The organism is Oecophyllibacter saccharovorans (genome assembly GCF_006542375.1).
GTDB classification, from domain to species: Bacteria; Pseudomonadota; Alphaproteobacteria; order Acetobacterales; family Acetobacteraceae; genus Oecophyllibacter; species Oecophyllibacter saccharovorans.
Map to the genome: position 1 here is coordinate 1,845,027 of NZ_CP038143.1, position 26,625 is coordinate 1,871,651.

Sequence of the window (26,625 nt, forward strand, 5' to 3'; positions counted from 1 at the left end):
GCCTTTGCAGATGACCAGTGGCCTGAGCAGAGGAATTACCGCCTGCCGGAAAATGGAACGTTATCCCTTTCCGGCTCAGGGGCGTGGAAGCACAGGCTTCAGCGGCTTTCGGGCGGGCTGGGGGGCTTTCGGGCCAGCTTGCTGTGGCGGAGGCTGTAAGTGAAGTAAACGACAGCGCCGATGAGAAACCAGCAGAAAAGCCGCAGCCAGGTCAGCCGGTCCATACAGACCATCACAGTGCCGCAGCACAGGATGCCCAAAACCGGAATGAGGAAAGTCCCCCCGGGAACCCTGAAGCGGCGTGGTAGGTGCGGCGCGCGCAACCGCAGAGCGATCACGCCGGCGCAGACGATCACAAAGGCCAACAGCGTACCGATGGAAGTGAGCTTGCCCAGCAGGCTGATCGGCAGGCACGCAGCCAGCAGGGCGGCGACACTGCCGCTCAGAAGGTGGGAAAAGACCGGGGTCTGCGTGCGTGGGTGCAGCCGGCTGAACTGGGGAGGAATGAGGCCATCCTGCCCCATGGCGAGTGCCACGCGGCTCTGGCCGAGCAGCATGCCGTAAATGACGGACACGTAACCCAGCGTGATACCGATCTTGATCAGCGCTCCAAGCCAGGGGAGATGAATCTTGTCGATGGCAGTGGCGACCGGGTTGGGGTCATTGGCCAGCGCATGATAATCCACCACCCCCACCAGCACAAAAGAGAAGACGGCATAGATGATCGCACAGATGAGCAGGCTGGTGAGGATGCTGCGGGGTAGGTTTTTCTGCGGGTCATGGGTATCAAGAGCGGTGGTGGAGACGATATCGAAGCCGACATAGGCAAAGAAGATCATGCCCGCAGCCCGCAGGATCCCGCTGAAGCCGAAATGTCCGTATTCCCCGGTATTGGGCGGCAGAAACGGATGGTAATTCGCACTGTGGATAAAGGGTAGGCAGGCTGCGATGACTCCTGCGACAACCAGCATCTTGATCGTGACGATGACCGCATTGAGCCGGCTGGATTCCCTGGTGCCCTTCAGCATCAGCAAGGTGACAATAAAGATGATGAAGACACTAGGGGCATTGAACCAGGCGCGCGCCATCGTGCCGTCAGGCATCCGGACCGGAGCAAGGCTTGGGGCCATGAAGCGTGGATCAATCCATAGCCCCCAGCTTTTCAGCAGGGAGTTGAGATAGCCCGACCAGCTTGAGGCGACCGTGGCCGCTGCCACCGTGTATTCCAGCATGAGGTCCCAGCCGATCACCCAGGCCACGAACTCGCCCATTGATGCATAGGCGTAGGAATAAGCGGAACCTGCGACAGGCAGCAGACCGGCAAGCTCGGCGTAGCACAATCCCGCAAATGAGCAGGCTATGGCTGCCAGCAGAAAGGACAGGGTGACAGCTGGCCCGGCATACTGACCTGCTGCCACACCGGTGATTGAAAAAAGCCCTGCTCCGACTGTGACACCCACCCCAAGCGCGATCAGCTGCCAAGGACCGAAAACCCTTTTAAGCCCGGACCGGACAGAAGCAGAGCTGGAATGGGGTTTTGTGCGCCATAAGCGTCGCGGCATGTCATGGAACTCCGTTGGAATGGGGCCGGGTTCAGAGGGGGCGGAGGCGTTATCACCCGGGCTCTCAAGCCTCGCAGCCCTCTTACTTCAGCTTGCGGGCAGTCTCTTCAGCCAGGCTGGCGAGGTGGAGGTGGCTGTGAGGGCGGGCATAGGCGAAATAGACGATTACGCCCACAAGAAGCCACAGGACCAGCTGCAGCCAGGTACGCCCGTCCATTGAAAACATCACGATGCCGCAGCTGAGGATCCCCAGGCAGGGCACCAGAAACGTGCCGCCCGGGACCCAGAAACGCCGGGGCAGCTCAGGGGCCTTGAGACGCAGCGCCATAACCCCGATGCAGACGATGATGAAAGCCAGGAGCGTGCCGATAGACGTCATGTTGCCCAGCATTTCGAGCGGCAGAAAGGCTGTCAGCACCGCAGTCAGGGAGGCTGTGACGAAATAGGAGAAGTTCGGGGTCTGGGTGCGGGGATTGACCTTCGCAAAAATGGCGGGAAGCAGCCCATCCTCCGACATGGCCATGGCTACCCGGCTCTGACCCAGCATCAGGCCGTAGATACCGGCGATATAGCCTATTGTGATGCCGAGTTTCATCACCTGGGCCATCCAGGGCATGTGAATGGCGTCCATGGCTGTGGCGACCGGGTTGGGGTCGTTGGCCAGGGCCCGGTAATTGACCACCCCGACCAGGATGAAGGAGAAAACGGCATAGATGACCGCACAGACGAACAGGGTGCCCAGGATGCCGATCGGAATGTTCTTCTGCGGGTCACGCGTGTCCTTGGCAACGGTGGAGACGATCTCGAAGCCGATATAGGAAAAGAAGATCAGAGCGGCTGCCCGCAGGAGACCGCTGGCCCCGAACTGCCCGAACCTGCCTGTGTTTGCGGGAATGAAAGGGTGGTAGTTGCTGGCTTTGAGCACCGGTACGCACAACGCGATCACACCTATGATAATGGCGAGCTTCAGCAGGACAATCAGGGTATTGACCTTGCTGGAACCGCTGGTGCCGCTCATGAGCATGAACATGACGGCAAAAACGATAAAGACACTGGGCGCATTGAGCCAGCCATGGACCATGTGCCCGTCCGCTGTGCGCACCAGTAACAAAGGCGAAGAAAGCAAGCGCGGATCTATGCTCAATCCCCACCCGTTCAGCAGGGAATTCAGATAACCGGCCCAGCTCGAAGCGACGGCTGAAGCATTGACGGTGAATTCCAGAATGAGGTCCCAGCCGATGGTCCAGGCGGCGAACTCGCCCATTGAGGCATAGGCGTAGGAATAAGCGGAACCTGAGGCAGGTATCATGCCGGCCAGTTCGGCATAGCACAGCCCGGCAAAAGAGCAGGCGAGTGCTGCGATGAGAAAGGAAAGGGTGACGGCCGGTCCCGCATACTGGCCGGCTGCAATTCCGGTAAGGGAAAAGAGTCCGGCCCCGATGGTCACGCCCACGCCCAGTGCAATCAGCTGCCAGGGGCCAAAAACTCGTTTCAGGCCGGAGCTCTCATCTTCTTCGGTTTCACTGGTGATGGGTTTTGTGCGCCAGAGCGAGTGAAGCATGCCGGAAACCTTGGAAAGAAAGACAGTCGGAGAAAAGGAGAAGGCGCCAGCTCATCAGCCAGGGGGTTCTGAAGAGAGACGGGCGAGCTCACTGTGGCGGAAACCATAGGTGAGATACACCAGCCCGCCCAGAAGCAGCCAGAGGGCGAGGCGCAACCAGGTCACCCCATCGAGAGACAGCATGACGATCAGGCAGCTGGCCACTCCCAGTACCGGAATGGCGAACATGCCACCCGGAATGCGGAAAGTTCGCCGGGCATGGGGCTGTTTCCACCGCAGCGCCAACACGCCGGCACAGACGATGATGAAAGCCAGCAGCGTGCCGATGGAGGTCATGTTGCCCAGCTCGGCAATGGGGAAACAGGCTGCCAGTACCGAGGCGACGAGAGCGGTGATGAGGTGGGAAGCGCCAGGGGTCAGGGTGCGGGGGCTGAGCCTGCCGAAAAGGGGCGGGAGCAGGCCGTCATGCGCCATGGCCATGGTAATGCGGCTCTGGGCGAAAAGCTGGCCGTAGATGACTGACAGATACCCCACGGTGATGCCGAGCTTGATGACCATGCCCATCCAGGGCCGGTGAATGGCGTCCATGGCTGTGGCGACCGGGTTGGGGTCGGTTGCCATGGCATGATAATTGACCACGCCGACCAGCACGAAAGAGAAGACAGCATAGATGATCGCGCAGATCAGCAGGCTGCCCAGAATGCCGATCGGGATATTGCGCTGGGGATTGCGGGTATCCTGGGTGGTGGTGGAGATGATGTCAAAGCCCAGATAGGCAAAGAAAGCCATACCGGCCGCACGCATGACGCCGCTGAAACCGAACTCCCCGAACTGGCCTGTATTGGGAGGAATGAAGGGATGGAAATTTCCGGGCTGGATGAAGGGTAGGCAGACAATGATGACTGCCGCAATGACCAGCAGCTTGATCACCACCACGATGCCGTTGACGCGGCTTGACTGCGTGGTGCCGCGCATCAGGAGCAACGTGATGGCGGCGATGATGAAGACTGTCGGCGCATTGAACCAGGCCGGACAGACAGCGCCATCAGGCATTGTGACCGGTGTGAAGGTGGGAGCGGTAAGCCTGGGGTCGATGACAATCCCCCAGCTGCGCAGCAGGGAGACCAGATAGCCCGACCAGCTCGACGCGATGACCGCTGCCCCGACAGTGTATTCCAAAATGAGATCCCAGCCGATGAACCAGGCGATGATCTCGCCCAGAGAAGCATAGGCATAGGAATAGGCAGAGCCTCCACTGGAGATCATGCCGGCCAGCTCGGCATAGCACAGCCCGGCGAACCCGCAGGCAAGGGCTGAAATAAGAAAGGAGAGGATAACCGCCGGTCCTGCATGCTGACCGGCCGCAACGCCCGTGAGGGAAAAGAGCCCTGCGCCGATGGTCACGCCCACACCGAGCGCAATGAGATGCCAGGCGCCGAAAACTTTCCTGAGCCCGCTCTGTCTGCCTGTTCCGCCGTCGAGAGGTTTGGTTCGCCAGAAGGAAACGGTCATGGAAGTCTCATCATCATGCGCATCTGGAGCGGGGAAACAGTTCTGGCCTGCCGGCTTGGAACCGGTAAAAAGCAGGTGGGCCAGGGCGCGCTGATCTGCGGGCCGTCACGGGTGATAAAGCCATGACCGGAAGAGGATTTCTGAAGCTCATGGCGAAGAGGGCAAGATAGACGGACTCAGGCTTAAGCACTATAGTGCATGGAGCTTAAATCTCACGCGGAGTTGAAGACGACGATGGCCGAGCACGCCTCTCAGGCTGACCTGAAGTCATTTTTCCACGCCTCTCTCGGGCAGCGCGACCCGGAAGTGGAAGCTGTTCTGAAAGCGGAATTGACACGCCAGCAGGATGGAATCGAACTCATCGCTTCAGAGAACATGACGTCTTTTGCGGTAATGGAAGCGCAGGGCTCGGTTCTGACCAACAAATATGCCGAAGGACTACCGGGCCGACGTTACTATGGCGGTTGCGTGGAGGTGGACAAGGTCGAAGCGCTGGCTATCGAACGCCTTAAAAAGCTTTTCGGCGCGGAATTTGCCAATGTGCAGCCCCATAGCGGCGCCAATGCCAACCAGGCCGCTTTCATGGCGCTGGTCAAACCCGGCGACAAGATTCTGGGCATGAGCCTGGCGGCAGGGGGTCATCTGACCCATGGGGCTGCGCCCAATTATTCCGGCAAATGGTTCGAAGCCATTCAGTATGGCGTCCGCGCTGAGGATGGCACGCTGGATTATGAAGAGATGGAACGTCTGGCCCGCGAGCACAGACCGCGCCTTATTGTCGCGGGCGCTTCGGCTTATCCGCGCCAGATAGACTTCGCCCGTTTCCGCCGCATCGCTGATGAAGTGGGCGCAGCACTGATGGTGGATATGGCCCATTACGCCGGGCTGGTGGCGGCCGGCCTTTACCCCAATCCAGTGCCTTATGCGGATGTCACGACCTCCACGACCCACAAGACCCTGCGCGGTCCACGGGGAGGGGTGATCATGACCAATTCGCCTGAACTGGCAAAGAAGATCAATTCTGCCGTGTTCCCTGGCCTGCAGGGCGGCCCGCTCATGCAGGTGATCGCCGGCAAGGCCGTTGCCTTCGGCGAGGCGCTGAAGCCGGATTTCAGAAATTACCAGCAACAGGTGCTGGCCAACGCCCAGGCCCTGGCTGACGAGCTGACCCATCGGGGTTTCGATATCGTAACAGGCGGAACGGACAGCCATCTCGTTCTGGTGGATCTGCGGCCCAAGGGCGTGACAGGCAAGCAGGCGGAAGCCCTGCTGGAACGCGCCGGCATTACGGCCAACAAGAACTCCGTGCCGTTTGATCCGGAAAAGCCTTTCGTGACTTCCGGCATCCGTCTGGGCAGCCCGGCTGCCACAACGCGGGGTTTCAGAGAAGAGGAATTCCGCCAGATCGGGCGCATGATTGATGAAGTTCTTTCAGCGGGGGAAGAAGATCCGGCCACTCTTGAAAGGGTCCAGGCAGAAGTACAGGCGCTCTGCAGGCGTTTCCCCATCTATACGCAGCCCAGCGCCTGAACTTTCCGGTTTTTACCGGTTCAAAGCAGGCGGCAGGGCTGAAGGCAGGTTGAAAGGGGAGACGAAGAGCCTTTTTCAGTCTTGAAGCGTTTCCGGCGTGACGATCCGGATACGGTGCTGAATATGGCGTTCCACATCACGCAGCAGCCCTCTTTCCTCTGGCGTGACCAGGGAAAGAGTGCGCCCTTTCTGGCCGGCACGGGCTGTGCGGCCGATACGGTGAATATAGGTCTCAGGCGTTGACGGCATGTCGACATTGAGCACCAGCGTGACATCATCAATATCCAGGCCCCGTGCAGCGATATCTGTGGTGACCAGGACAGCCGCAGGCGTATTTTTGAAACGTTCAAGCACCTTGCGCCGCTCGCCTTGGCCCAGCCCGCCATGAAGAGCCATGGCCGTCTGGCCGAGCTGGCCCAGGCGCCGCGCAAGTGTGTCTGCCTCTTTCTTCGTGCGGGTAAAGACAATGCAGCGTCCTTTGTCAGCTGCGCCGTCAGGTCCATCTTTCCGGCGATCTTTTGCGGAGCCGCTAGAGATTTGTGAGCTCAGGAAGCGCTCCCGGAAGATTTTCTCCACCAGGGCCGCTTTGTCGTTTTCGCTGACAAACACAGCGCGCTGGCGCAGGCGTTTGGGCGTGACCGTTTCATCCGTTCCCTCTATGGCCACCGGATCACGCGTGACCTTGCGGGCAAAGACCATCACATCGTCTGAAAGAGTTGCCGAGCAGAAAACGGTTTGCGGATGATCGGGAAAATAACGTGCCAGAGCGGTCATGGCGTCGGTGAATTCCTCGTCCAGCAGCCGGTCCGCCTCGTCAAGCACGAGATAGGAGATTTCGCTCAGGTCAAGCGCGCCTTCATGGGCCAGGTCAAGCAACCTGCCATGGGTGCCGACCACGATATCAACGCCTTCCTGAAGAGAGCGGCACTGCAGGGCACGATCCATGCCGCCGCAGAGAACACGGGTACGAATCGGCAGCTGGCGGCCGAGCTGGCGGCAGAGCGTGGCGGTCTGCATGGCCAGATCACGCGTCGGCACCAGGATGAGAACGCGGGGAGGGCGATAGCTCCCGGCCTGTTCCTGTGCCGTGTCCGCCAGCAGCTGCAGGGCCGGCAGGACAAAAGCAGCGGTTTTTCCGCTCCCCGTCTGGGTTGGCAGAAGCACATCGCGTCCTTCAAGAAGCGCCGGCACAGCGGCTTGCTGAACAGCCGTGGGGCGTTTGAAGCCTGCTTTTTCAGCTGCGCTGCATAAAAGTGACGACAGGCCCAGCTGGCTGAAGGTGGGCTGGGTGGCAGGGACGGCAGAAGAGGGATCGGTTGTCATGATTCCCTCTTGCCATATCGTCGCTGTGTGGGGGATGGGAAAAAGCAAATGTCCCTGAAGGGATTTCCTCTACAGGGTCCATCAGTACAGAGGACAGAGTGTGAGAGCCGAAAAAAATGGCTATGCAGGAGAATGAAAGGTGGAAGACTGTAACGCGATGACTGCACAGCCCGGGTGGCGGAAACATGCCCTGATCGTGGCGGAAGATTTTGCCGGAATGCATGCTCAGGGGCAGGGCCTGGCAGAACGGGCCGCCATGAGCTGGAGCTTTCACGCTGTGCCCCAAAGAGTGAAATCCCGCCTGCCCCTGCATTGGCTCAGAGCGCAATCAGGAAGAAAAAAGGCGGATGGGTTTCATTTTGACCCTGTACCTGACCTGGTCATCAGCATCGGCGGCAGGGGAGGTGATCTGGGACGCCAGATCGGTCGGGCGTGTGGGGTGCCGGTCGTGCAGATACAGGATCCACGCCGGCATCGGCAGGATTTTTCCCTGGTGATCGCCAATGCGCATGACGCAGTAAAAGGCGATAACGTCATTGAAGTGCGCACTGCGCTGCATGACATGACCCCCGCGCGCCTGGCCGCAGCACGGGAAAAATGGGAGGCGCGCTTGCGGGTGGGTGGGGAAAAGCTCCTGGGCGTTCTCCTGGGCGGCACCAATGGACGGTACCGCTTCGGTGAACCCGAAGCCCTGGCGCTGGGAAGACGTATCAGGGTTTTCCTGGAGCGGACAGGCATGGGATGCGCCCTGGTGCCTTCACGCCGCACCAGCCCGCAGGCACTCCGGGTAATGGCTGCAGAACTGTCTGGGACGAAGTGCAGGATATGGCAGGGACAGGGGGCGGATAATCCTTATGTCGGCGTGCTAAGCTGTGCGGACATGCTGGCCGTAACCGTGGACAGTGTTTCGATGATATCGGAGGCTGTTGCCACCACCGCGCCTGTGGGGCTGCTGGCGCTGCCGGGCCGTTCCAGGCGGCTTAGCGCTTTTGCCGCAACGTTGAAGGGCCTTGGAAGAGTGCAGGATTTTGGCGGAAAGAATTTCGAAAACATGAGTTTTTCGACAGTTGCCCATGAAAGGGTTGACGATACGAGTTTGGCGGCCCGAGAAATGTGCCGTCGTTTGTTTGGCGCGGGCTTCTCCTGACACTGCCTGACCGGCCCAGACGGAGAAGACTTCAACAGGCTCAACAGGAAAGAAGTTCTGATGCTCGACGTCCAGACTTTCGGCCCCCAAGGCGGCAACGTGCTTTACAAGGCCCTGGCGCATCCGCTGGCAGTGGGGCCCATTCTGGAACTGCTTGCAGAGATCAAGGACAAACGGGTCGCCGTTTATGATCCGGAAGGGTACCTGCCCACCTTCCAGGGACTCTATCCCGAATTCCGGCCCAGCTTTTATCTTACCCATGACAGCGAACAGGTCGGGCTGCCTGATGGGCTGAAGGCCAGTCCGGACTCAGGAGCTACTTCCCGCAACGGGCAGAAAACAGCGCTCGTGGATGTGGGCAGCCTGGATATCGATGCGGTGGTGGCGCTGTCCTTCGAAGAAGGAAAAATGTCCGCCCGCCTGCAGCCACTGCTGGACGGCGTTCTACTTCATACCCTGGGAAAAGCGCGCCTGCCTGAAAAATTCCTCAAGCGGGGGCGGCCTTATCTTGACCGGCACAATTTCGCAACGAATTTTGCCTTTTTCAGAGACGACGGTGTTTTCTCGACCCGTCTTGTCACGGCCAATTACTGGTCGAATTACGGCACGGAAAGACCGCTTTACTGGTTTTTGCTCTTTGATGAAGCCGGGCGTGAACTGGCCAGATGGGAAACAAGAGCGGAAAATCCTGCCTCAGGCGTGATCGTGGACAGTGCTGAAATCCGTCAGCGCTTCAATCTCGCGCCCTTTACCGGACAGCTTTTCATCCATGTTCTCGGTGCAGCCGGTCATGACGTGGTGAAATATGCGCTTGATACTTTCGGCCGGTACGGCAATCCGAGCCTTTCAGTCACGCATGACGCCAATGCCTGGCCTGCCAGGCGGTATGGCTCTCTTCCGGCACCGGATCAGGATGAGCAGATGACCGTCTGGGTGCAGAACAGTCATGGCACGCCCATTCCGGCAGGCAGCCTCTCCTTCAACCGTATGGGGACTGAAGAAGGGGCGGCAGTTGCAGAGGAAATTCCCCCATATGCCACCCTGGCTGTGGATGTGGGGGCATTGCTGCCGGAAGTCCGCTGGCCTGCACAGCTGGAAATGCGTGCCGGCCGCCATGTCGTTCGCCCACGTTACGAGATAACCCAGCAAGGACGGACCCGCATTGCGCATCTGAACGTCGAGCGCGAAGACCTGAAGCCCGATCCCGCAATCGCCCGGATGCCTGCCAGTCTGGGGCGGGGAATTCTGCTGCCGTTTCCCGTGCCCGATCCCCGGCACTTTGAGATCTGGCTGCAACCCAACCCGATGACTGAAACGGTGCGGAACCTGCCGGTGCGCGTTGACCTGTATGATGAGGAAGGCCGACAGACCGCCTCACATTTTCTCGGCAATCTGCCACGTGATTTTCAACAGGCAGTGCCCCTGCATGAATTGGCTGAAAGCCAGGGGCATGGGGACCTGGTTTATGACTTCCGCGATGGCGGCACAGCGGATGGCTGGCTGCACGGCATGTTGCGCTACCGTCACCGGACGAACCGGCACACGGCCGAAACCAGTTTCGGCGGCCACATCTTCAACACCCTCATGACCTGGCGCAATGAACCCCAATCCTATGCCGGCCCTCCACCGGGTCTGACGACACGCATTTTTCTCAAACTGGGCCAGAAGCTGGAAGGGAAATTTCTGCGCAGTTTCTGCCATCTGCTTTATCCCGCTTCCCTGGAAGGGGCGCCTGATTCTCAAACCCGGCTTTATCTGTATGGCCGCGACGGCAAAGCCCTGGCGCAGCGTGATCTGTCACTGCCTGCCTGCGGGTCGCGGCTTCTGCACCCCCACAAGCTGTTCACGCCACAGGAACTGACTGAAGCGGGAGAGGGAGGGTATGTGCTGATTCGCGATCTGACCTGTCGCCTGTTCGGCTATCATGGACTTGAAAACGATGAGGGCGCTTTCTCCCTGGACCACATGTTCGGTTTCTGAACAAAGACCTGTCTCACTGGCAGTTTCTGCCTGGGCGGCTCTTGTCACTCTGAAAGCAGCCTGATAGAAATCTTCCCGGAATGGGTGCGTAGCTCAGCGGTAGAGCACTGCCTTCACACGGCAGGGGTCACAGGTTCAATCCCTGTCGCACCCACCATTCTGTTTCGCGAAGAAGCTAATGATTTTTTGAAGTTTTGCTATATTTTAAGGGACCATTCAAAGATTTAGAAAAATAATTATTATAATTATTTTTGTAAATCATTATAAATATAATATAAAAATAAAAGTATTTATCCTAAAAGTAGATATAAGTGGATACGTCTCCTTATAATTATTTTTATATAAATTTAACTGTGGGCATAGAATAGAAGTTATTATAAGATTTTTAATTAATTCAATAACCTCTTTTCCATATAGCTAATAGTTATGTTTCTGATTCCAACAGATGCTAGACACGCCTTCAAGGAAAGAGTAATTTCAACAAAGGCAGTTTTAGACTTAAATTAAACACATTATACAAAAATTATTTATGTTCTTGGGGGTTGGCTAATGAAGGTTGCAGTGTGTCTTGTAGTAAAAAACGAGCAAGAAGAAATTATATATTGGCTTGCGTGGTATAAAGCACTCGGATTTGATACGTTTATCATCTATGATGATTATTCCGATGATAACACGGAAGAGGTTATTCTCTCATTAGCCCCAATACTTGATATCCGTTACATGAGAAATGCGGTCAATCATGACTTACATAATATCAGACAAGTCCGAGCTTATAATGATGCAGTTACAAAATATGGAAAAGAATTCGAATGGATTTCCTTCTTTGATGCAGATGAATACTTAGATTTATATGGAAATAGCATAAAATCTTATCTAAGAAATTTTGATAATGCATCTTTAATCGCGTTTAACTGGTGCAATGTTGGTACAAATGGTCATGTAAGCCGTCCAGTAGGACCGCCAATTACCAATTATGAATATAATGGTAAGAATGATTTATATTGGAATCGCCATACAAAAGTGATCTTCCGCCCCGATAAATTAGCTAAGAAGATCTATCAAGTTCATAATGTATCTGTTCATGGAGAAAGTGTGGATTCTGAAGGATTATCTGTGAAATGGGAGAATGAGCATGGGGGCTTTACCTCAAATCCTCCTACTTGGAAAGGAGGCCGCCTTATTCATTATCAATCTAGATCAATAGAACACTATGTCAAAAGAGATAAAAATATTGAAGACGTTCGACGGGATAAAGGAGACCCTTTACACACTGTTGCAAAGAGTGAAGAGTACAACTCGCTGTTTAATCCTGTATCCACTGTGACATTGGTAAAATTTTATGAGTGGATGTTACATTTCGCAAATCAGCAGGCACGTATTCTAATTGAAAGTTTGAGAGCTAAACCTTCTGGCTTCCTAGCAGAGCTAGCACATATAGTAACTCCATCTAATGTGTCTATTTTCGATCCATCTTATATTCCTTTGCAACATGAAGTTGACAGAAACTGGATCTCTGAAGAAAAGTTAGAAGGAAATATCTTTAAAGACATTGCTATCGATAATCAACCATACGTGGCTTTTAACATAAAGAATGCTTTTGGAAATTTGTTGGGAGCACATGAAGGGGAGCTTTCCTTATCTATTAATCCTGAAGAAGCACTTATCGGGATTTATATTCACGGAAGTAGATACGTTCATCTCTTTACAAAAGATGGAAAAGGTTTTCGTATTGAAGGTGATGCGCGAATTTTACCTGCGCTAACCTTTAAAGTGTGGCGTAAGGAAGACCGTAGCGGGTTTCTTTCGCATCCTAGGACTGGTCGTTTCTTAGGGTTTACGCCACAAGGTGAATATTCGGTAAAAAAAATTAGAGCTTTAGGGTGGGAAGTACTGCATTTTGAGCCAATAGAACTACAAAATCTTCCGAAGCATATTCTTAGGGCTGCTTCTTATCTGGGGCTTGCAAATAGTTTAGCAGCTCTTAAAGAGGTGAACCCTAGTCCTGAACTTGGCGCCTTACAAATTAATGCCATTACGGCATTAGATGATGTTTCACGTGAGGTAGTTAAATTAGTTAGTAAAGGCATAATGGGGGAGCATCTTTTCTAAAAGAGAGATAGTTTTTGAAGAGTATAGATCTTTCAAGTCATTTTTTAACATTAAATATTTTGAAGGGGTTTAAATATTGGGCGGTTCCATGAAGCCTGGCAGGCACGCCGGCAACAGAGATGCGGAAGAGCTGGACAGGAAAGTGAATTCTCGTCTGGCCTTTGTTGAATGGCGCAGCACGGTCAAGCTGTGAAACCGGTAACCAGAGCAAACCCTGGCTGTCCAGAAAAGGTGCATCAACCCAGTGAAGTTCCGGGCTGCGGGTGAGGGTGCTGATCGTGCCGTCAGGCGCACGGACCTGCTCGGCATCCTCGCGGAGATTGCTGAAATAAAGGTTGCCCTCGGCATCAATGGCGGTCCCGCCGACAGGTGGCAGGTTGGCCCAGGGGCTGACCTGTGCCTCCAGCTGGGCGGGGGAAAGGTCCGGGTTTTCCAAGGCGGCAGTGGGGACTTTCGACCAGGGACCTTCCAGCGTGCCGAAATAAAGCCAGCTTCCATCCGGACTGACCTCAATCGGGTCCGTGTTGATCCGTAAAGGTTTGCCGTCCGGGGCACGAACGATGGTCGTTGTGGCGGGAATGGTGGTATCTGCACTTCCGGGAGGGGCAAAAGGCACGACAATCGGCCGGTCGGGTTGCGCAGTGGTCGCAGGCACAGCGTTGAGAACGCGCCTGGCCTGACCTGTATCCATGTTCAGGACGAGAAGCCCTGGCCGACCCGCGTCGGTCAGGAAGGCGTAGGGACCATGAAAGCGGACATCATCAATATAGCTTCCAGGCAGCGCCAGCTCCGGACCAAGAGGGTAGATGCGCCGAATCTGGCCGTTTGTCGCGTCTATACGAACGACTTTGGCGGCATTCGGCAGCGGGCCGCTTCCGAATACGGGCGTGCCTGTATCCACAATCCACAAATCGCCATCCGGCGCTATGTGGAGCGCGTTGACGTTGACAAATTTATGACGCGGGTCCTCCCCGGGACGCCAGGAATTCCAGTCTGCATCCGGCCAGGGGGTCTGAGTATCGGCCCCGGTGCTGGCCACTGAGAGAAACTGTCTGTTATCTGATGCAGGCCAGGCCCAACGTGGACCGCCAACAAGGGTGGCGCCCCGAAACCGGGCGACAGCGTTCCAGACCATGTGTCTGGTTTGCGCAACCTGCTGCAGGGGCAGCGACCCAGCTCGGGCGACCGAAGAAGCAGCGCTGCCGAGAAAAATTCCCGCCAGTACGCCGCCTACCAGACAACGTTGCAAGGGTGTACTCTTTAAGGAGCGCGGGAAATTCAGGACCGAACCCAGGAAAAAAGAAAACATACGGGGCTTCCTTGAAGCGTTCCGGGTTCTTGAGGGTCTGACCTCAGACCTCCCTTTTCTGTCTGGGTGGACAGGGCAAAGGCCATATTCAAGAAGCTAGGGGAAGGAACGCTAAAGATGAAACAATGACAGTCAATTTCTATCTGACCTGAAGCAGAGTGCAATTAGGTACAAAATTGTTTCCATTCGAATGGTTTATTTAATCACTTCCTGCAATTTGAAACTTCCCGGAGATAACTCAGATTATTTTTGAAGGTTAATTATTGACTGGCTTGTGACAGGAGAAATTGAGCGCAGGTTCCCGCTAGGGGAGAGGAGAAGGGGTGTTATTGGGGCCTGGAGTACTGAAAGATTTGCTCAGCAGAAGTGAAACCGTCATTCTGATCCCAAGCTTCTGGAACGATTCGAAAATTTCAATGTATGGGCCTAACCCCGCAGATGCTGCCACGGCCCTGCCGGGGTATGAAACAGACACACGAAGAAATAGACAAAGGAGAAAGGAAAATGCCTGGTTCACCCGTGACTGTTTCCGCTGATCCTGCCTCTGCTCTGCCGGCACGTCGGCGCCGTCATCCTTATCCGGCTCCCAGCCCCGCATGCGCGGTGGAAGCCACGTTGTCACTGATTGACGGTAAATGGAAAGGCGCCGTTTTATGGCATCTTCTCGGAGGGACGTTGCGCTTCGGGGAACTGCGTCGTCGCATGCCGCGCGTGACACAACGCATTCTCACCAATCAGCTGCGGGAACTGGAAGCAGATGGCCTGGTTCTGCGGGAAGTGTTTCCTGTCGTCCCCTTGCGGGTGGAGTATTCTCTCACCCCGCTTGGCAAGTCACTGGGAAAGGTTCTGACCCTTCTGAAGGAATGGGGGGATGACCATGAGAGCTACTGGAAAAAAGCCACTCAGCAGCAGTCCCTGGAGCCAAGAAGTGCAGAGACGCTGCAAGCACCGCGTTCCGTCCGTTCATGCTGAAATTCAAGTTCCAGGACGGGTCGCGCTGACTTCCAGAGTGCTCTGAGAGCAGCTTTACCCCTTGCCTTCCTTAAGCGGATAGCGCCATTCCCATCCCCCTCCGAGGGCCTGGTAAAGTCGTGCAACGGAAGCAGCCACATCAGCATTGGCGCGAACAAGGGTCTCCTGAGAGGCAAGCAGGGCGTTCTGCAGGGTCAGAACATTCAGGAAGTCTCCAGATCCTTCGGCATATTGGAGCTGGGCGATGCGAACAGCCTCCTTGTTGTCTTTCACCGCCGTCTGCAGGCGTTCATACTGCCGCTGAGCCGTCGCGAAATCCGCCATGGCGTCTGCAACTTCCCGCCAGGCGCTCAGAACAACATTCTGAAACTGTAATCCGGCCTGCTGGGCCTGCTTCCGTCTGAGACGAAGCTGGCCGACCAGGCGTCCCCCCTGAAAGATGGGAAGACTGAGCGTGGGCCCGAACCCGTACTGGCGTGAAGCCCAGGAGCCGAGGCCGCTGAAATGCAGGGCCTGGATGTCCATGCTCCCCGAGAGAGTAACACGCGGAAAGAACTCCGCAATCGCAACGCCGACATTGGCCGTGGCAGCGTGCAGTTGAGCGGCAGCCGCCCGGATGTCAGGTCGGCGCTCGACGAGCTGGGAAGGCAGGCCAACCGGAATGTCCGCCGGCACTGTGGGGACTGGTCGGAGTTTGCCCAAACGGGCTTCCAGCGCACCCGGCTCCTGGCCGATCAGATAGCTGAGCGCGTTGAGAAGATGCGCTTCCTGACGATGCAGAAGGGGCAGCCGTGCTTCAAAGGTGCTGAGCTGACCTGCGGCTTCTGCCACATCGCCGCGGGTTGCCGTGCCGGCTGCGAAGCGCAGACGGGTCAGGGCCACGCTTCGCCGCGCTGTGTCGATGTTGAGTTTGACGATTTGGGTTTCATTCTGGACGCTGCGCAGGGAGATATAATCAAGCGCTGCGCGTGCCATGAGAGAGACCAGAAGATCGCGGCGCTGATTGGCACTGACCTGCACACCGGCATCTGCCGATTCCACCTGGCGGCGCACATGGCCCCACAGGTCCACCTCCCATGAAGCGCCCAACCCGTATTGCGGCAGATTGAAAGGGGGCGAACCTTTGGCGCCGTCCATCTTGGAAGGGCCGAACTGCGGCGAGCCATTGGCGATAGTGGCGGGAGCGTCAGGTACAGTGGTTCCGAGCAGCCCGAGAACGCCGTTGGGGCTGCCGCGTTCGCGCATGTAGGAGGCATTGCCGGAAATGGCCGGAAACTGGATCGCGCCCGCAATGCGGCGCTCTGCCTGACTCTGGGCGAACCGGGCGCTTGCGATCCGCAGATCGAGGTTGCCGGCTGCCACCTGTTTCTCGAGCTCGGTCAGCAGGGGATCGTGATAGAGACGCCACCATTCTGGCCTGACCGTGCCATCGGTGACGTGTTTGGCGGCCGGTGGAACATTTTCATGAAAGACCTTCGGGACTTTCGCTTTGGGGGGATGAAAATCCGGCCCGACCGCACATCCGGCCAAGACGAAAGCCAGTACCATTATGCGCGGAAACGTCCGCAGGACAGAGACAATATACCGTAAAGATATCACGGCATGAGGGCCTGTATCTGGCATTCCCGGAAGCTGTTTTCCCGGAAAAGGCTTTCGACTGATGCGGCGCCACGCTAGGCTTTCTGACCAGACGCGGGGCGCGGGAGCGCTAAACTCAATTCCAGCCATAACGCGTATCTTCAGCATGAGAGCCTTCAGGACGGCTCGAGGTATCAATGCGCACTTCCGCTGACATGCCGACACGCACGCGCTTTGTCAGAGGCTGTCCGGCATCGAAGACGAGCTTGACCGGCAGACGCTGGACAACCTTTGTGAAATTCCCGGTCGCATTGTCAGGTTGAATGGGCGCGAAGGCGACGCCTGTGGCGGGTGGGATTGAATCCACATGCGCATGAAGCGGATGGTCCGGAAAAGTGTCGATCCAGATGAGCGCTTTCTGCCCTGGCAGGACATGCGTGAGCTGGGTTTCCTGAAAATTGGCCAGAACGTAGGCTTCCTGAACCGGGACGACAGCCATCAGGGCTGTGCCACGCATGACGTAAGCGCCCACACGCACGCCACGCGCCCCGACGACGCCGGAAAAAGGTGCCGGAATCGTGCAGTAGGACAGGTCAAGCTCAGCCTGTTTTTCTTCACCTTCCGTGCGCATGAGAACACTGCGTGCCCGTGCCAGCTGGGCAGTGATGATCCCCATCTCACGCTCAGCTGCCTTGACAGAGGCCTGATCCCGCACAAGCGTGGCCTGGGCGGTGCGCCGCTGGGTGGCGGCACTTTGCTGCTGCTCGGTCGTGGCTGCGCCGCCGATTGAAAGGGTCTGATAACGGCGCGAGTTCTGTTGGGCGAAGGTCAGGGCGGCTTCATCGGCCTGAACATTCGCCTGCGTTCCTGCGATGACAGCTTTCTGCCGTTCCAGGGCTGCCAGCAGATTGTCCACATCCGCCCGTGCCGCGCCTGTCTTGCCCTGGGCGACCATAAGGCTTGCACGGTAGTCATCATCTTCAATATGGGCGAGTTCCTCGCCTTTCCGAACGCGTTCGTTGTCCTGGGCAATGACGCGATCAATCCTCCCCGCCACTTTCGGCGCGACCAGTGTGAAATCCGCTGTCACATAGGCATCGTTGGTTTCAACGCTGCTGGCAGGACCGAAGAGACCATCTCCGAGAATGAGGCGGTCAGCCCCCCAGGCGACGACCCCCAGAACAGTTGCGGTCGCGAGGACCGACAGAAGGCGGCTGCGGCTCATAGGGACGTTTTCCTGATTTTTCTGAAGGGAAGATTTTTCAGCACCCTGTCGGCAAGGGCCATGCGCGCAAGCACGCCAACCGGGCGGGCCCCTGCAGGCGGCTGGAAAACGCCAGTGACCTGCTCGGGTGGACTGGAAGGCTTGCGGGCGCTCTGGTCAGGCCTGGGCGCACTCGGCGGATACACCCGCAGGGGCAGAAAGAGATTGAGCGCGAACATGGCAGCACAGATGCCAATCATGGTTACGTAAATATCGGCGCAGGTCAGGATGATGGCCTGCGTGCGGATGTCATCATGAAACAGTACGGTCGATGTATGCTTCAGGACGGCCGGATCCGGCAGGAGAGGGGCCAGCACACGCCGTGCCCCGTCATTGAGGCTCTGCAGGAGAAAGCGCTGCCCCCCATGATGATCAAGCAGCATGGTGGAGTGGTACTGTTCGCGCCGGCGCAGCAGGGCACTGAGAAGGGCCGTCGCAATGGCAGCCGCAAATCCTTTGGTCATGTTGAACATGCCGGAAATGAACGGGCCGTCCGTAGGCTGCAGGCTCAGGGTGGCCAGCATGAGAATGGGAATGACAATCATCGGCTGGCTGAAGGTCTGCAGCGCCATGGTGGGATCGAAGTTGTCCCGTACCCAGTCGAAATCGATCCAGGTGCCCAGAAAATAGGAAAGCGCCTGCAGGCCCAGGCCCAACAGAAGCACATGGCGGCAGTCAACGCGGCGCAAATTGCAGAGAGCTGCAACCAGCGGAAGAGTGATCAGTTGCGGCAAAGCCAGCCTCAGGGCCAGAGGCGTGATCTGGATGGGGCGGTAATGATGAACATCTGTCAGGAAGACTTCCGGAACCTGCAGCGTGGCGACATCAAGGATCAGGACGCCGGTCAGGGTCAGCAAGGAATCGGATACGTTGCGTGAACTGAGAAGCTGGATGCGGAAAAACGGAAGGGGGTGATGCCATTCATTGAGCAGGAAGGCGATGAAAAGCACGCTTCCCCCTAAAAGCAGATGTGTGATGAGGGGGGAACGAAACCAGTCCAGCCGGTCTCCCTCCACCAGTCCGATAACCAGGAAGCAGATTGCGGGCAGTCCTGTGAGCATGCCGACCCAGTCGAACTGACGGAATCGTTCCAGGCGCAGAGGATCCTGGGGCAGCCCCCATCCGATGGCGATCATCGAAAGCACACAGAGCGGGATGATTTCCCAGAACAGCCAGTACCAGCCGGCATATTCGAAAATCACTCCGGTCAGGGGAATCCCGAGATTGGGACCGAAAGTGGAGGTGAGCGCATAAGCGCCCAGACCGTAGATTTTGATGTTGGGGGGCAGATAACGCAAAGCCACCGTCATGAGCAGGGGCGGCAGCGAGCCGCAGGCAATGCCCTGGATGCAGCGTGTCAGATAAAGCGTGCCCAGTGTCGGGCAGAAAGGCAGCCACAGGGCACTCAGGGCGGCAAGGGCAATCATGGCCAGGGACAGGCGACGTATGGAAAACGTCACGGCAAACCAGGGGGCAAAGGCCATGGCCGCGATATTGAAAGCTTCAAAAAGCGCCGTCAGCCAGGTTGCCTCGTCATGGCCCAGATGAAGGGCGCCTCCGAGATCAGCCAATCCTCCTTCAGTTACATGTTCATTGAAGCCGGCAAGAAGGACGGCCAGCAGCACCCCACAGAGCCCGACAGCAAGACGGAGACTGAAAAGAGGCGAAGCGGGTGGCAGCGTGGGGCCAGGACCCCGGTTTTTCTCAGAACCCGAGGACAGGCCTTGTAAGGGAGAAATGGGCTTGGTGCGCATGGACGGGATGTCCTGGTGACTTCTGGCAACTGCCAGGTGCGAAAGCTCCTGCCGGTTCTGCTCTCCGGTGCCTGGAAAGAAGACAGGTAAAGTATTCGGTCAGGGACACGAGCAGGGCAGAAGCGGGGCTAGCAGGGCTTAAGAATTGGTAAGAACGATTTTCCCGATCGCCTTGCCGCTTTCGAGTATTTCCTGGGCCTGCCTGAGGTTTTCGGCAGTGACGCCTTCCATGTGAAGATGGTCGGTGGGTTTGAGCTCGTGGTTGTCGAGCATCTCTGAAACGCGGTTCAGAATCCGGCCCTGGTCACGCATGTCAGCTGTGTGAAACAGCGGCCGGGTGAACATGAACTCCCAGTGAATGCCGACACTTTTGCGCTTGAAAGGCACGACGTTGAGCGTGGCCGGGTCGTCGATCAGAACGAGGCTGCCTTCAGGGGCGATCAGTTCGGCAATGGCCGCCAGATGCTTGTCCGTCTGATTGGTGGAATACACGTAACGCGGCGCTGGGACGGACAGGCAGGAAAGCTGGTCAACGAGAGATGCATGATGGTCGATGACATGCTGCGCCCCCATGCGGGTTGCCCACTGAGCGGTTTCAGGCCTGGAAGCGGTGGCAATGACGGTAAGATCGGTAAGTGCGCGCGCCAGCTGAATGATGATTGATCCAACGCCCCCGGCGCCGCCGATAACCAGCAAGGCTTCCGGGTGCTCGGAAGGCTGCGGGGTTGAAGCACCAGAGGACTTCGGCACTATCTTCAACCGGTCGAAAAGTCCTTCCCATGCCGTGAGCGCTGTAAGCGGAATGGAGGCGGCCTGCGCCCAGGTGAGGGATTTCGGCTTGTGGCCGGTGATGCGTTCATCCACCAGTGTATAATCGGCATATGTACCGGGGCGGCTGATATCGCCGGCAAAATAGACTTCGTCACCGGGGCGGAAAAGGCTGGTTTCTGATCCTGCTTTCACGACAATGCCTGCCGCGTCCCAACCAGGAATGCGCGTCTGGCCTTCGGGCGGCATGGCATTGGCGCGCACTTTCGTATCGGCAGGATTGACGGAAATGGCCTTGATCTGCACCAGCAGGTCATGCGGGCCGGGTTCCGGTACAGATGTTTCAAAATCAATGAGGGAATCAGGTGCAGAAATCGGCCCTGCTTTCCTGAAGCCGACGGCATGCATGGTTTTGGGGATTTGGGTGCTCTCTGGCATGGCGTTCTCTTTCACATTTCCTCAATGGGCTTTCTGCAACGACAGCTGGTGGCAGAAAGACAAAGTGATTGAGAAGATTTCCCCTCAATCGCCAGGATGATTAGAGAACGTTAAAATCAGTCTGCAATTACGCACATTATGGTCAGAGAGGACCCTGTTTGTGGGTTGGGTACAAAAACGATACCTGAAAAAACCTTGGGAAAAGGCCATTTCTGCAAATCAACTCTGAGAAGTTATTTTGAAAACCCAGGTTGAATTTTATTATTCCTGCTTTTCTGAAAGTCCCTCGAAGCCTGTAAACACCTGAGCAGGGAGGCAGAGGTTTTCAAAAGCCTCTTATGATCAGCGGTGCCATTTTGATTCTGCTTTGCCACAGGCAGTAAAATGGTTGTGAAGATTAAAAAATATCCATTTTCTGAAAGGTGTGTGAAACCGGAATTTTCTGTTCAGCCGGATAATATTAAGGGCGGCAGACAAGGAAGAAAGAGGGATTTGGCAGCGGATAACACTATTACCCTGTCCTGATTGCATGTGAGCAATGCGCTGGTATCAGATAGACAGAAGGTTACTGATGGCTAACCTTTCGCAGGGTTCTGGTACGGATACTTGAGCCCGGAAGATTCTTCTATTTCAGAGGCCTCAGTCCCATGATTATTTCATCAGCCAGAGATTACCGTGAAGCCGCCCGGCGCAGGCTTCCTCCTTTCCTGTTCCATTACATTGATGGCGGAGCAGGGGATGAGGAAACCATGCGCCATAACCAGACAGACCTTCGGAATCTGGCCCTGCGCCAGAGGGTATTGCAGGGGGTGGGCGACATTGATCTGTCGGTTTCTCTGCTTGACCAGACTTTTTCGATGCCGATCGGGCTGGGACCGGTCGGGCTGGCCGGCATGTATGCACGGCGCGGTGAAGTCCAGGCAGCCCGCGCTGCGGAAGGACAGGGCGTGCCGTTCACCCTTTCATCCGTCTCGGTGTGTCCCATTGAGGAAGTGCAGCGCGCCTGCCCAAAGCCGATCTGGTTTCAGCTCTACGTGCTGCGTGACCGTGCCTTCATGAAGAATGTTCTGGAACGCGCCTGGGCTGTGGGTATCCGCACCCTGATCTTCACGGTGGATATGCCCCTGCCGGGCTCGCGCTACCGTGATGCCCATTCCGGCATGTCAGGCCCCTACGCGCCGATCCGCCGCATTGCCCAGGCCATGGTTCATCCGCGCTGGGCGCTGGATGTGGGTATTTTCGGCCGTCCCCATGATCTTGGGAACGTCTCGACATATTTCGGCAAGAAAACGAAGCTTGAAGACTATGTCGGCTGGCTGGCCAAAAACTTCGATCCTTCCATCTCCTGGAAAGACCTGCAGTGGATCCGCGATTTCTGGAAAGGTTCCATGGTGATCAAGGGCATCCTGGACCCGGATGATGCCCGTGATGCCGTGCGCTTCGGGGCTGACGGAATCGTTGTCTCCAACCACGGCGGGCGCCAGCTGGACGGCGCCCTCTCAACCGCCAAGGCGCTGCCGGTCATCGCCGATGCGGTCAAGGGAGAGCTGGCCATCCTGGTGGATTCTGGCATTCGCACCGGGCTGGATGTGGTACGCGTTCTGGCGGCCGGTGCGGACATGGCCCTGCTGGGCCGGGCCTGGGTCTATGCGCTGGGGGCTGCAGGCGGCAAGGGGGTTACCCATCTGCTGGAGCTCATGCGGCGTGAAATGGAAGTCACGATGACCCTGATCGGGGTGTCCAACATCGCCTCCATCACACCTGCCTGTCTGGCCCGTCTGGACAAGGAATAAGCTGCCCTTCCGCGGCCCGGACGTTTTCAGTCATGTCCGGGCCGACGAGATGGCCTTCATGCCCTTGGGTGGCTGATCGGCAGAAGAATCCAGAAAATGTTCTAAGATATCTCCGTAATGACGGAACGTTTTCTCATTCTTCTCAACCCCCGAGCCGGCAGGCGGCGCAGAGACCGGTTGGAACGGTTCCTGGCTGCCCTTCGCCAGACCGGAGCTTCAGTTGAACTCCGGATGACGGAACATGCCGGTCATGCAACGACTCTGACATATCGGGCGCTTTGCTCCGGGAAATACGGTTGTATCGTAGCTGCCGGGGGTGACGGCACTGTGGCAGAAGTTGCACGGGGATTTGTCCTGGCTGGCACGCATACGCCGACCCGGAAAATCCGGTTGGGGATTTGGCCCCTGGGCACGGCGAATGTCTTTGCGCGTGAACTGCACGTGCCTTTTGCGCCTCAAGCCAATGCCCGGCTTCTGATTTCAGGACAGCGTGTGAACGTCTGGCCGGGGCTGATACAGTACTGCCAGGAAACAGGCAGCTGGAAAGCGGCCCCTCACTCTCCGCCGGAACAGACCGAAATATTCCTCCAGATGGTCGGCGCAGGTTTTGATGCTCATTGTGTGCACAATGTTTCCACTGTCCTGAAAGCGCGTTGGGGGGCGTTGGCTTATCTCATCTCAGCCGGCTCCAGCTGGAAGCAGTTCTCTTTTCGCCCCTTTGAAGTGGTTTGCGATGGCCAGTCCTACAGAGCCACTTCCGCGATCGTCACCAAAGGTGGTCTTTATGGCGGCCCGTTTCGTCTGGTGACTGGGCAGGCCCCGCAGAGCAGGAAGTTTACCGTGCTTCTGCTGCAGGGCGAGCGCTGGGATATATTACGTCTGGTTTTCAGCCTTCTGCGGGGTGATGGGGGCCCTGCAGGAGTGGAGAAAATCCTGGCTGAGGAAATTGTTTTTCCTCAACCGGGCGTTCCGCTTCAAAGTGATGGAGACAGCCGGAACTTTACCCCCTGCCGGATCACGAATACGCCTTCTGCCTTGTCTGTGGCTGCACCTGAAGCCCGGCCGCGCAGACGGCGGGACGCAAAGCCTCATTTGCAGCAGAGCTGAGCGTCCATTGGCCTATCTGGGCCAGGAGGGTGGTAAGAGTTTCTTTCAGGGCGCTGTAGCGGGAACTCGGTGCCAGCGTGGTTGGGTTGAGATAAAGCTTGCGGCTGATTTCGATCTGCAGCGCATGGCGCCCCTGATCCGGCTGGCCATAAGCGCGGGTGATGTAGCCGCCGGAGTAAGGGCGGTTGCGGCGGACGCGATATCCGGCCTGCTGAAAGAAAGCTTCCACCTTGTCAGCCAATTCGGGCGCGCAGCTCTGGCCGAAAGCATCGCCAAGGATAATGTCAGCGTCTGCATATTGGGGAGAAGGAGGCATTGAGTGCATATCCAGCAGCACTGACAGGCCGAAAATTTCTGTTATTTCCTGCTGCAGGGCTTGGAGCGCCTGATGATAGGGGTGCCAGTAATGGTTCAGCCGATGAAAAGCGTCGTCCGGTTCGAGGCAGTGGCGGTAGATCGGGCGACCGACCTGCACGCAGCGAGGCACCACACCGAAACCTGCGGCAACACGCTCGCTCCATGTCAGCGCCTCAGCAACGAAGTCGGGATCAAGAGAGGGACGGAACATGTTGGGGTCCAGCTCACGCCAGTTACGGTTCGGGTCGCAATAGCTGCGGGGAAAACGCGCATGCAGCAGGCTCATCCCATAGCCGGGAAGCTCGGCGACCAGGTCATCGACAAACCGGTCTTCCATATGCTGCAGCGCGTAAAGAGGCAGTTGAGCCGTGCTCAGAAAGCTGCTGAGGTAATCACGCCCCGAATGAGGGGATGACAGAAGACACGGTGACAGATGGGCGGAATTTCCTTTCTGCCCTCCCAGAATATCTGGGTATGCTTTGAGAAAATGATCAAAGCGCCGCGTATCCTGGGGCCAGTTTTGCAGCCCAGTGGGGAAATGTTCGGAAAAAGGAGGGGCGGTGGATTTTTTCACCGGGATGACTTGCCACATCTTTCGCGCTCGGGTAAATAATCTTCCACCAGATGGCAGGGGCGCATAGCTCAGCGGTAGAGCACTACCTTGACATGGTAGGGGTCACAGGTTCAATCCCTGTTGCGCCCACCATCTGTTTTTAGCAAGAAAAATGCGAGCAAATACAAGCTTTTAAAGTTTCAAAAAGAGGCTTTGAAGGTTATAAATTTTGTTTAACGGAAGCACTATATTATTCTTATAACAAAATATAATATTAATTCAATCTCTGTAATTGGAACATCTTAAAGAAAAGAATAATTTTTGTGATAACCTATGAATAGTCCTGTAATCATAAAAATGAATTCCATGTGATTAGAAAGAATAAAAAGGAGATGTTCCTTGTCAGGAATTCTGGCTGAAGAGATCGATCGCAAGGTTCTGGCAAGTTTCCTTGCGCGTGTTTTCCTGATCCTGAGTGAAGGGGATCCCACGGTGATCAAGCGGATTCAATCCGAGATCATGCTTTCAGCCGATACCCCGCAGGGTGTGAATTCGGCCAGTTTTTTTCAGATTATGCTGGATGTTTTTGAAACGGAATCCCGCTCGACTTGAAGGCATGCGTCCGGGCTTCTAGAGTCATTCCCTTTCTGCCGGCTGGACCGGTGTGGCGCCACCTCCGCCATTGGTTGAAGGACCCCAGAGCATGACTGACCGTTCCGCAAAACCCGTTACTTTTCAAAATTCTGATACAGGCAGGGGTGTTTCCCGAAGGCAGGTTCTGGGTGGAATAGGGGGTGGCCTCATAGCCGGGGTCGGTGGAGAGCTTATTGCTTCCAGCTCGGCGAAAGCCGCTGCGCCGGACCTCCGTACCCACCGGGATGGAGGGCAGACACAGCCGAAAGACCAGCGGAAATTCGGTTATGCCATCGTGGGGCTGGGAAATTATGCCCTTCACCAGATTCTCCCGGCTTTCGCGGAATGCCGTTATGCCAGACTGACCGCACTGGTCAGTGGGGACCCGGTCAAGGCGCGGCGTATCGGGGCTGAATACGGCATCGGGCCGGGCCATATCTATTCCTATGAGAATTTTGACAGCATCGCCCGGGACCCGGAAGTGGATGCGGTCTATATTCTCCTGCCGACCGCCCTGCACAGCGCCATGACAGTGCGTGCCTTCAAGGCCGGCAAGCATGTCTTGTGCGAAACCCCCATGGCGACATCTGTGGGCGACTGCCAGCTCATGCTGGCTGCCAGCAAGCGCGCCCGCAAATATCTGATGATGGGCTATCGCTGCCATTTCGATCCCCTCACGCTGAAAGCCGTGGCCATGCTGAATGGCGGCGCTGTGGGGGCGAGACAGGTGGTCACGACCGATAACAGCGACATCAACGTTCCGCTCTCCGAGGTGGCGCATAGCTGGCGTTTCGACCGCTCGCTTTCAGGCGGAGGGTCGCTGATCAATCTGGGGCTTTATGGCGTGAATGGCACGCGCTACCTGCTTGATGAGGATCCGGTGCAGGTTCAGGCCTGCATTCTGCCCAACAAAGACCCGCTTTTTTCCAGCGTTGAAGATACGGTCGCCTGGACCCTGCTCTACAAGTCCGGTGCAGTGGCGCATGGGTCGTCCTCCTACACCATCAAAGACGCTTCGACTTTCCGCGTCCTGGGGGACAAAGGAGGGCTCCTGATGGATCCGGCCACCAGTTACTGGGCCAATCGCGTCAGTCTCATCTCGGGAGATGCCACGCAATCATGGGGCACCCCCCAGTTCACGCTGCCTGCGCTCAACCAGTTCTCGGCCGAACTTGATTACCTGGCGGAATGCGTGGCCCGGCAGCAACCGCCTGTGCGTGCCAGCGGCCAGGAAGGGCTGCAGGACATGCGGCTTATCACGGCAATGTATGAATCAGCCCATACCGGCCAGCCGGTCAATACCAGCCAGTGGGCTGACTGGCGCAAAAGCCTTTGAGGTCACTTTGGCGCCGCGCCTGCCCCTTTCAAGGGCAGG

19 protein-coding genes and 2 tRNA genes are annotated in these 26,625 nt (G+C 56.7%); 11 read left to right on the forward strand and 10 right to left on the reverse strand.

The features are described 5' to 3' along the window. Positions 1 to 98 precede the first annotated feature (98 nt). From E3E11_RS07990 to E3E11_RS08000, 3 genes are all read right to left on the reverse strand, one after another. The gene (locus E3E11_RS07990; protein ID WP_141451923.1) at positions 99 to 1,562 is read right to left on the reverse strand and encodes an APC family permease; all 1,464 of its coding nucleotides are present in this window, start codon (positions 1,560 to 1,562) and stop codon (positions 99 to 101) included. An 82-nt stretch (positions 1,563 to 1,644) separates the two neighbouring features. Beyond that, entirely contained in the window at positions 1,645 to 3,123 is a 1,479-nt protein-coding gene (locus E3E11_RS07995) for an APC family permease (protein ID WP_141451924.1), read from the reverse strand. Positions 3,124 to 3,177: 54 nt separating this feature from the next. Further along, positions 3,178 to 4,635, reverse strand: coding sequence for an APC family permease (locus E3E11_RS08000; RefSeq protein ID WP_141451925.1), 1,458 nt, complete (start codon positions 4,633 to 4,635; stop codon positions 3,178 to 3,180). A 234-nt stretch (positions 4,636 to 4,869) separates the two neighbouring features. Here E3E11_RS08000 and glyA point away from each other — a divergent pair, with 234 nt between their 5' ends. Next, positions 4,870 to 6,165: a serine hydroxymethyltransferase gene (gene glyA / locus E3E11_RS08005; RefSeq protein WP_141452268.1), complete on the forward strand. Its 1,296-nt coding sequence runs from the start codon at positions 4,870 to 4,872 to the stop codon at positions 6,163 to 6,165. Positions 6,166 to 6,240: 75 nt separating this feature from the next. Here the strand turns inward: glyA and E3E11_RS08010 are convergent, their stop codons facing one another. Beyond that, on the reverse strand, positions 6,241 to 7,488 hold the full coding sequence (locus tag E3E11_RS08010; protein WP_141451926.1) for a DEAD/DEAH box helicase: 1,248 nt from the start codon (positions 7,486 to 7,488) through the stop codon (positions 6,241 to 6,243). A gap of 157 nt (positions 7,489 to 7,645) precedes the next feature. On the opposite strand from E3E11_RS08010, the gene E3E11_RS08015 reads away from it, so the two are divergent. The 4 genes from E3E11_RS08015 to E3E11_RS08030 all read left to right on the forward strand — a co-directional run bounded on the left by E3E11_RS08015 (position 7,646) and on the right by E3E11_RS08030 (position 12,724). After that, the gene (locus E3E11_RS08015; protein WP_141451927.1) at positions 7,646 to 8,635 is read left to right on the forward strand and encodes a mitochondrial fission ELM1 family protein; all 990 of its coding nucleotides are present in this window, start codon (positions 7,646 to 7,648) and stop codon (positions 8,633 to 8,635) included. A gap of 60 nt (positions 8,636 to 8,695) precedes the next feature. Beyond that, the gene (locus E3E11_RS08020; RefSeq protein WP_141451928.1) at positions 8,696 to 10,615 is read left to right on the forward strand and encodes a hypothetical protein; all 1,920 of its coding nucleotides are present in this window, start codon (positions 8,696 to 8,698) and stop codon (positions 10,613 to 10,615) included. Positions 10,616 to 10,697: 82 nt separating this feature from the next. Further along, positions 10,698 to 10,772, forward strand: a tRNA-Val gene (locus E3E11_RS08025). Positions 10,773 to 11,176: 404 nt separating this feature from the next. Next, entirely contained in the window at positions 11,177 to 12,724 is a 1,548-nt protein-coding gene (locus E3E11_RS08030) for a glycosyltransferase family 92 protein (RefSeq protein WP_168189228.1), read from the forward strand. Positions 12,725 to 12,761: 37 nt separating this feature from the next. Here E3E11_RS08030 and E3E11_RS08035 read toward each other — a convergent pair whose 3' ends face one another. Continuing rightward, a complete protein-coding gene (locus E3E11_RS08035; RefSeq protein WP_196778306.1) occupies positions 12,762 to 13,973 on the reverse strand; it encodes an SMP-30/gluconolactonase/LRE family protein in 1,212 nt (403 codons plus the stop codon). Between the two features lie 564 nt (positions 13,974 to 14,537). Between E3E11_RS08035 and E3E11_RS08040 the strand changes: the two genes are divergently transcribed. Continuing rightward, positions 14,538 to 15,005 carry a winged helix-turn-helix transcriptional regulator gene (locus tag E3E11_RS08040; protein ID WP_141451931.1) on the forward strand — a complete coding sequence of 156 codons (468 nt, stop codon included), beginning with the start codon at positions 14,538 to 14,540 and terminating at the stop codon, positions 15,003 to 15,005. A 54-nt stretch (positions 15,006 to 15,059) separates the two neighbouring features. On the opposite strand, the gene E3E11_RS08045 is transcribed toward E3E11_RS08040, so the two are convergent. The 4 genes from E3E11_RS08045 to E3E11_RS08060 all read right to left on the reverse strand — a co-directional run bounded on the left by E3E11_RS08045 (position 15,060) and on the right by E3E11_RS08060 (position 20,777). Then, a complete protein-coding gene (locus tag E3E11_RS08045) occupies positions 15,060 to 16,553 on the reverse strand; it encodes an efflux transporter outer membrane subunit (RefSeq protein ID WP_141451932.1) in 1,494 nt (497 codons plus the stop codon). Between the two features lie 166 nt (positions 16,554 to 16,719). Further along, positions 16,720 to 17,808: an HlyD family secretion protein gene (locus E3E11_RS08050; RefSeq protein WP_141451933.1), complete on the reverse strand. Its 1,089-nt coding sequence runs from the start codon at positions 17,806 to 17,808 to the stop codon at positions 16,720 to 16,722. Next, entirely contained in the window at positions 17,805 to 19,601 is a 1,797-nt protein-coding gene (locus E3E11_RS08055) for an MFS transporter (protein WP_141451934.1), read from the reverse strand. The genes E3E11_RS08050 and E3E11_RS08055 overlap by 4 nt, the downstream gene beginning before the upstream one ends. Positions 19,602 to 19,739: 138 nt before the next feature. Further along, entirely contained in the window at positions 19,740 to 20,777 is a 1,038-nt protein-coding gene (locus E3E11_RS08060; RefSeq protein ID WP_141452270.1) for a zinc-binding alcohol dehydrogenase family protein, read from the reverse strand. Between the two features lie 677 nt (positions 20,778 to 21,454). On the opposite strand from E3E11_RS08060, the gene lldD reads away from it, so the two are divergent. Next, positions 21,455 to 22,600, forward strand: a complete 1,146-nt coding sequence (lldD, locus tag E3E11_RS08065) for an FMN-dependent L-lactate dehydrogenase LldD (protein ID WP_141451935.1) — start codon at positions 21,455 to 21,457, stop codon at positions 22,598 to 22,600. A 117-nt stretch (positions 22,601 to 22,717) separates the two neighbouring features. Further along, positions 22,718 to 23,707, forward strand: a complete 990-nt coding sequence (locus E3E11_RS08640; RefSeq protein ID WP_141451936.1) for a diacylglycerol/lipid kinase family protein — start codon at positions 22,718 to 22,720, stop codon at positions 23,705 to 23,707. Here the strand turns inward: E3E11_RS08640 and E3E11_RS08075 are convergent. After that, complete coding sequence (locus E3E11_RS08075; RefSeq protein WP_168189229.1) at positions 23,616 to 24,638, reverse strand: N-formylglutamate amidohydrolase; 1,023 nt, start codon at positions 24,636 to 24,638, stop codon at positions 23,616 to 23,618. The two genes, E3E11_RS08640 and E3E11_RS08075, sit on opposite strands and share 92 nt — an antisense overlap. A 57-nt stretch (positions 24,639 to 24,695) precedes the next feature. Here E3E11_RS08075 and E3E11_RS08080 point away from each other — a divergent pair. The 3 genes from E3E11_RS08080 to E3E11_RS08090 all read left to right on the forward strand — a co-directional run bounded on the left by E3E11_RS08080 (position 24,696) and on the right by E3E11_RS08090 (position 26,586). Continuing rightward, positions 24,696 to 24,770: transfer RNA gene (locus E3E11_RS08080), tRNA-Val, on the forward strand. Between the two features lie 246 nt (positions 24,771 to 25,016). Then, positions 25,017 to 25,229, forward strand: a complete 213-nt coding sequence (locus E3E11_RS08085) for a hypothetical protein (RefSeq protein WP_141451938.1) — start codon at positions 25,017 to 25,019, stop codon at positions 25,227 to 25,229. Between the two features lie 91 nt (positions 25,230 to 25,320). Next, positions 25,321 to 26,586 (forward strand): Gfo/Idh/MocA family protein, encoded by a 1,266-nt coding sequence (locus E3E11_RS08090; protein ID WP_141451939.1) that lies wholly within the window; start codon positions 25,321 to 25,323, stop codon positions 26,584 to 26,586. Positions 26,587 to 26,625 lie beyond the last annotated feature (39 nt).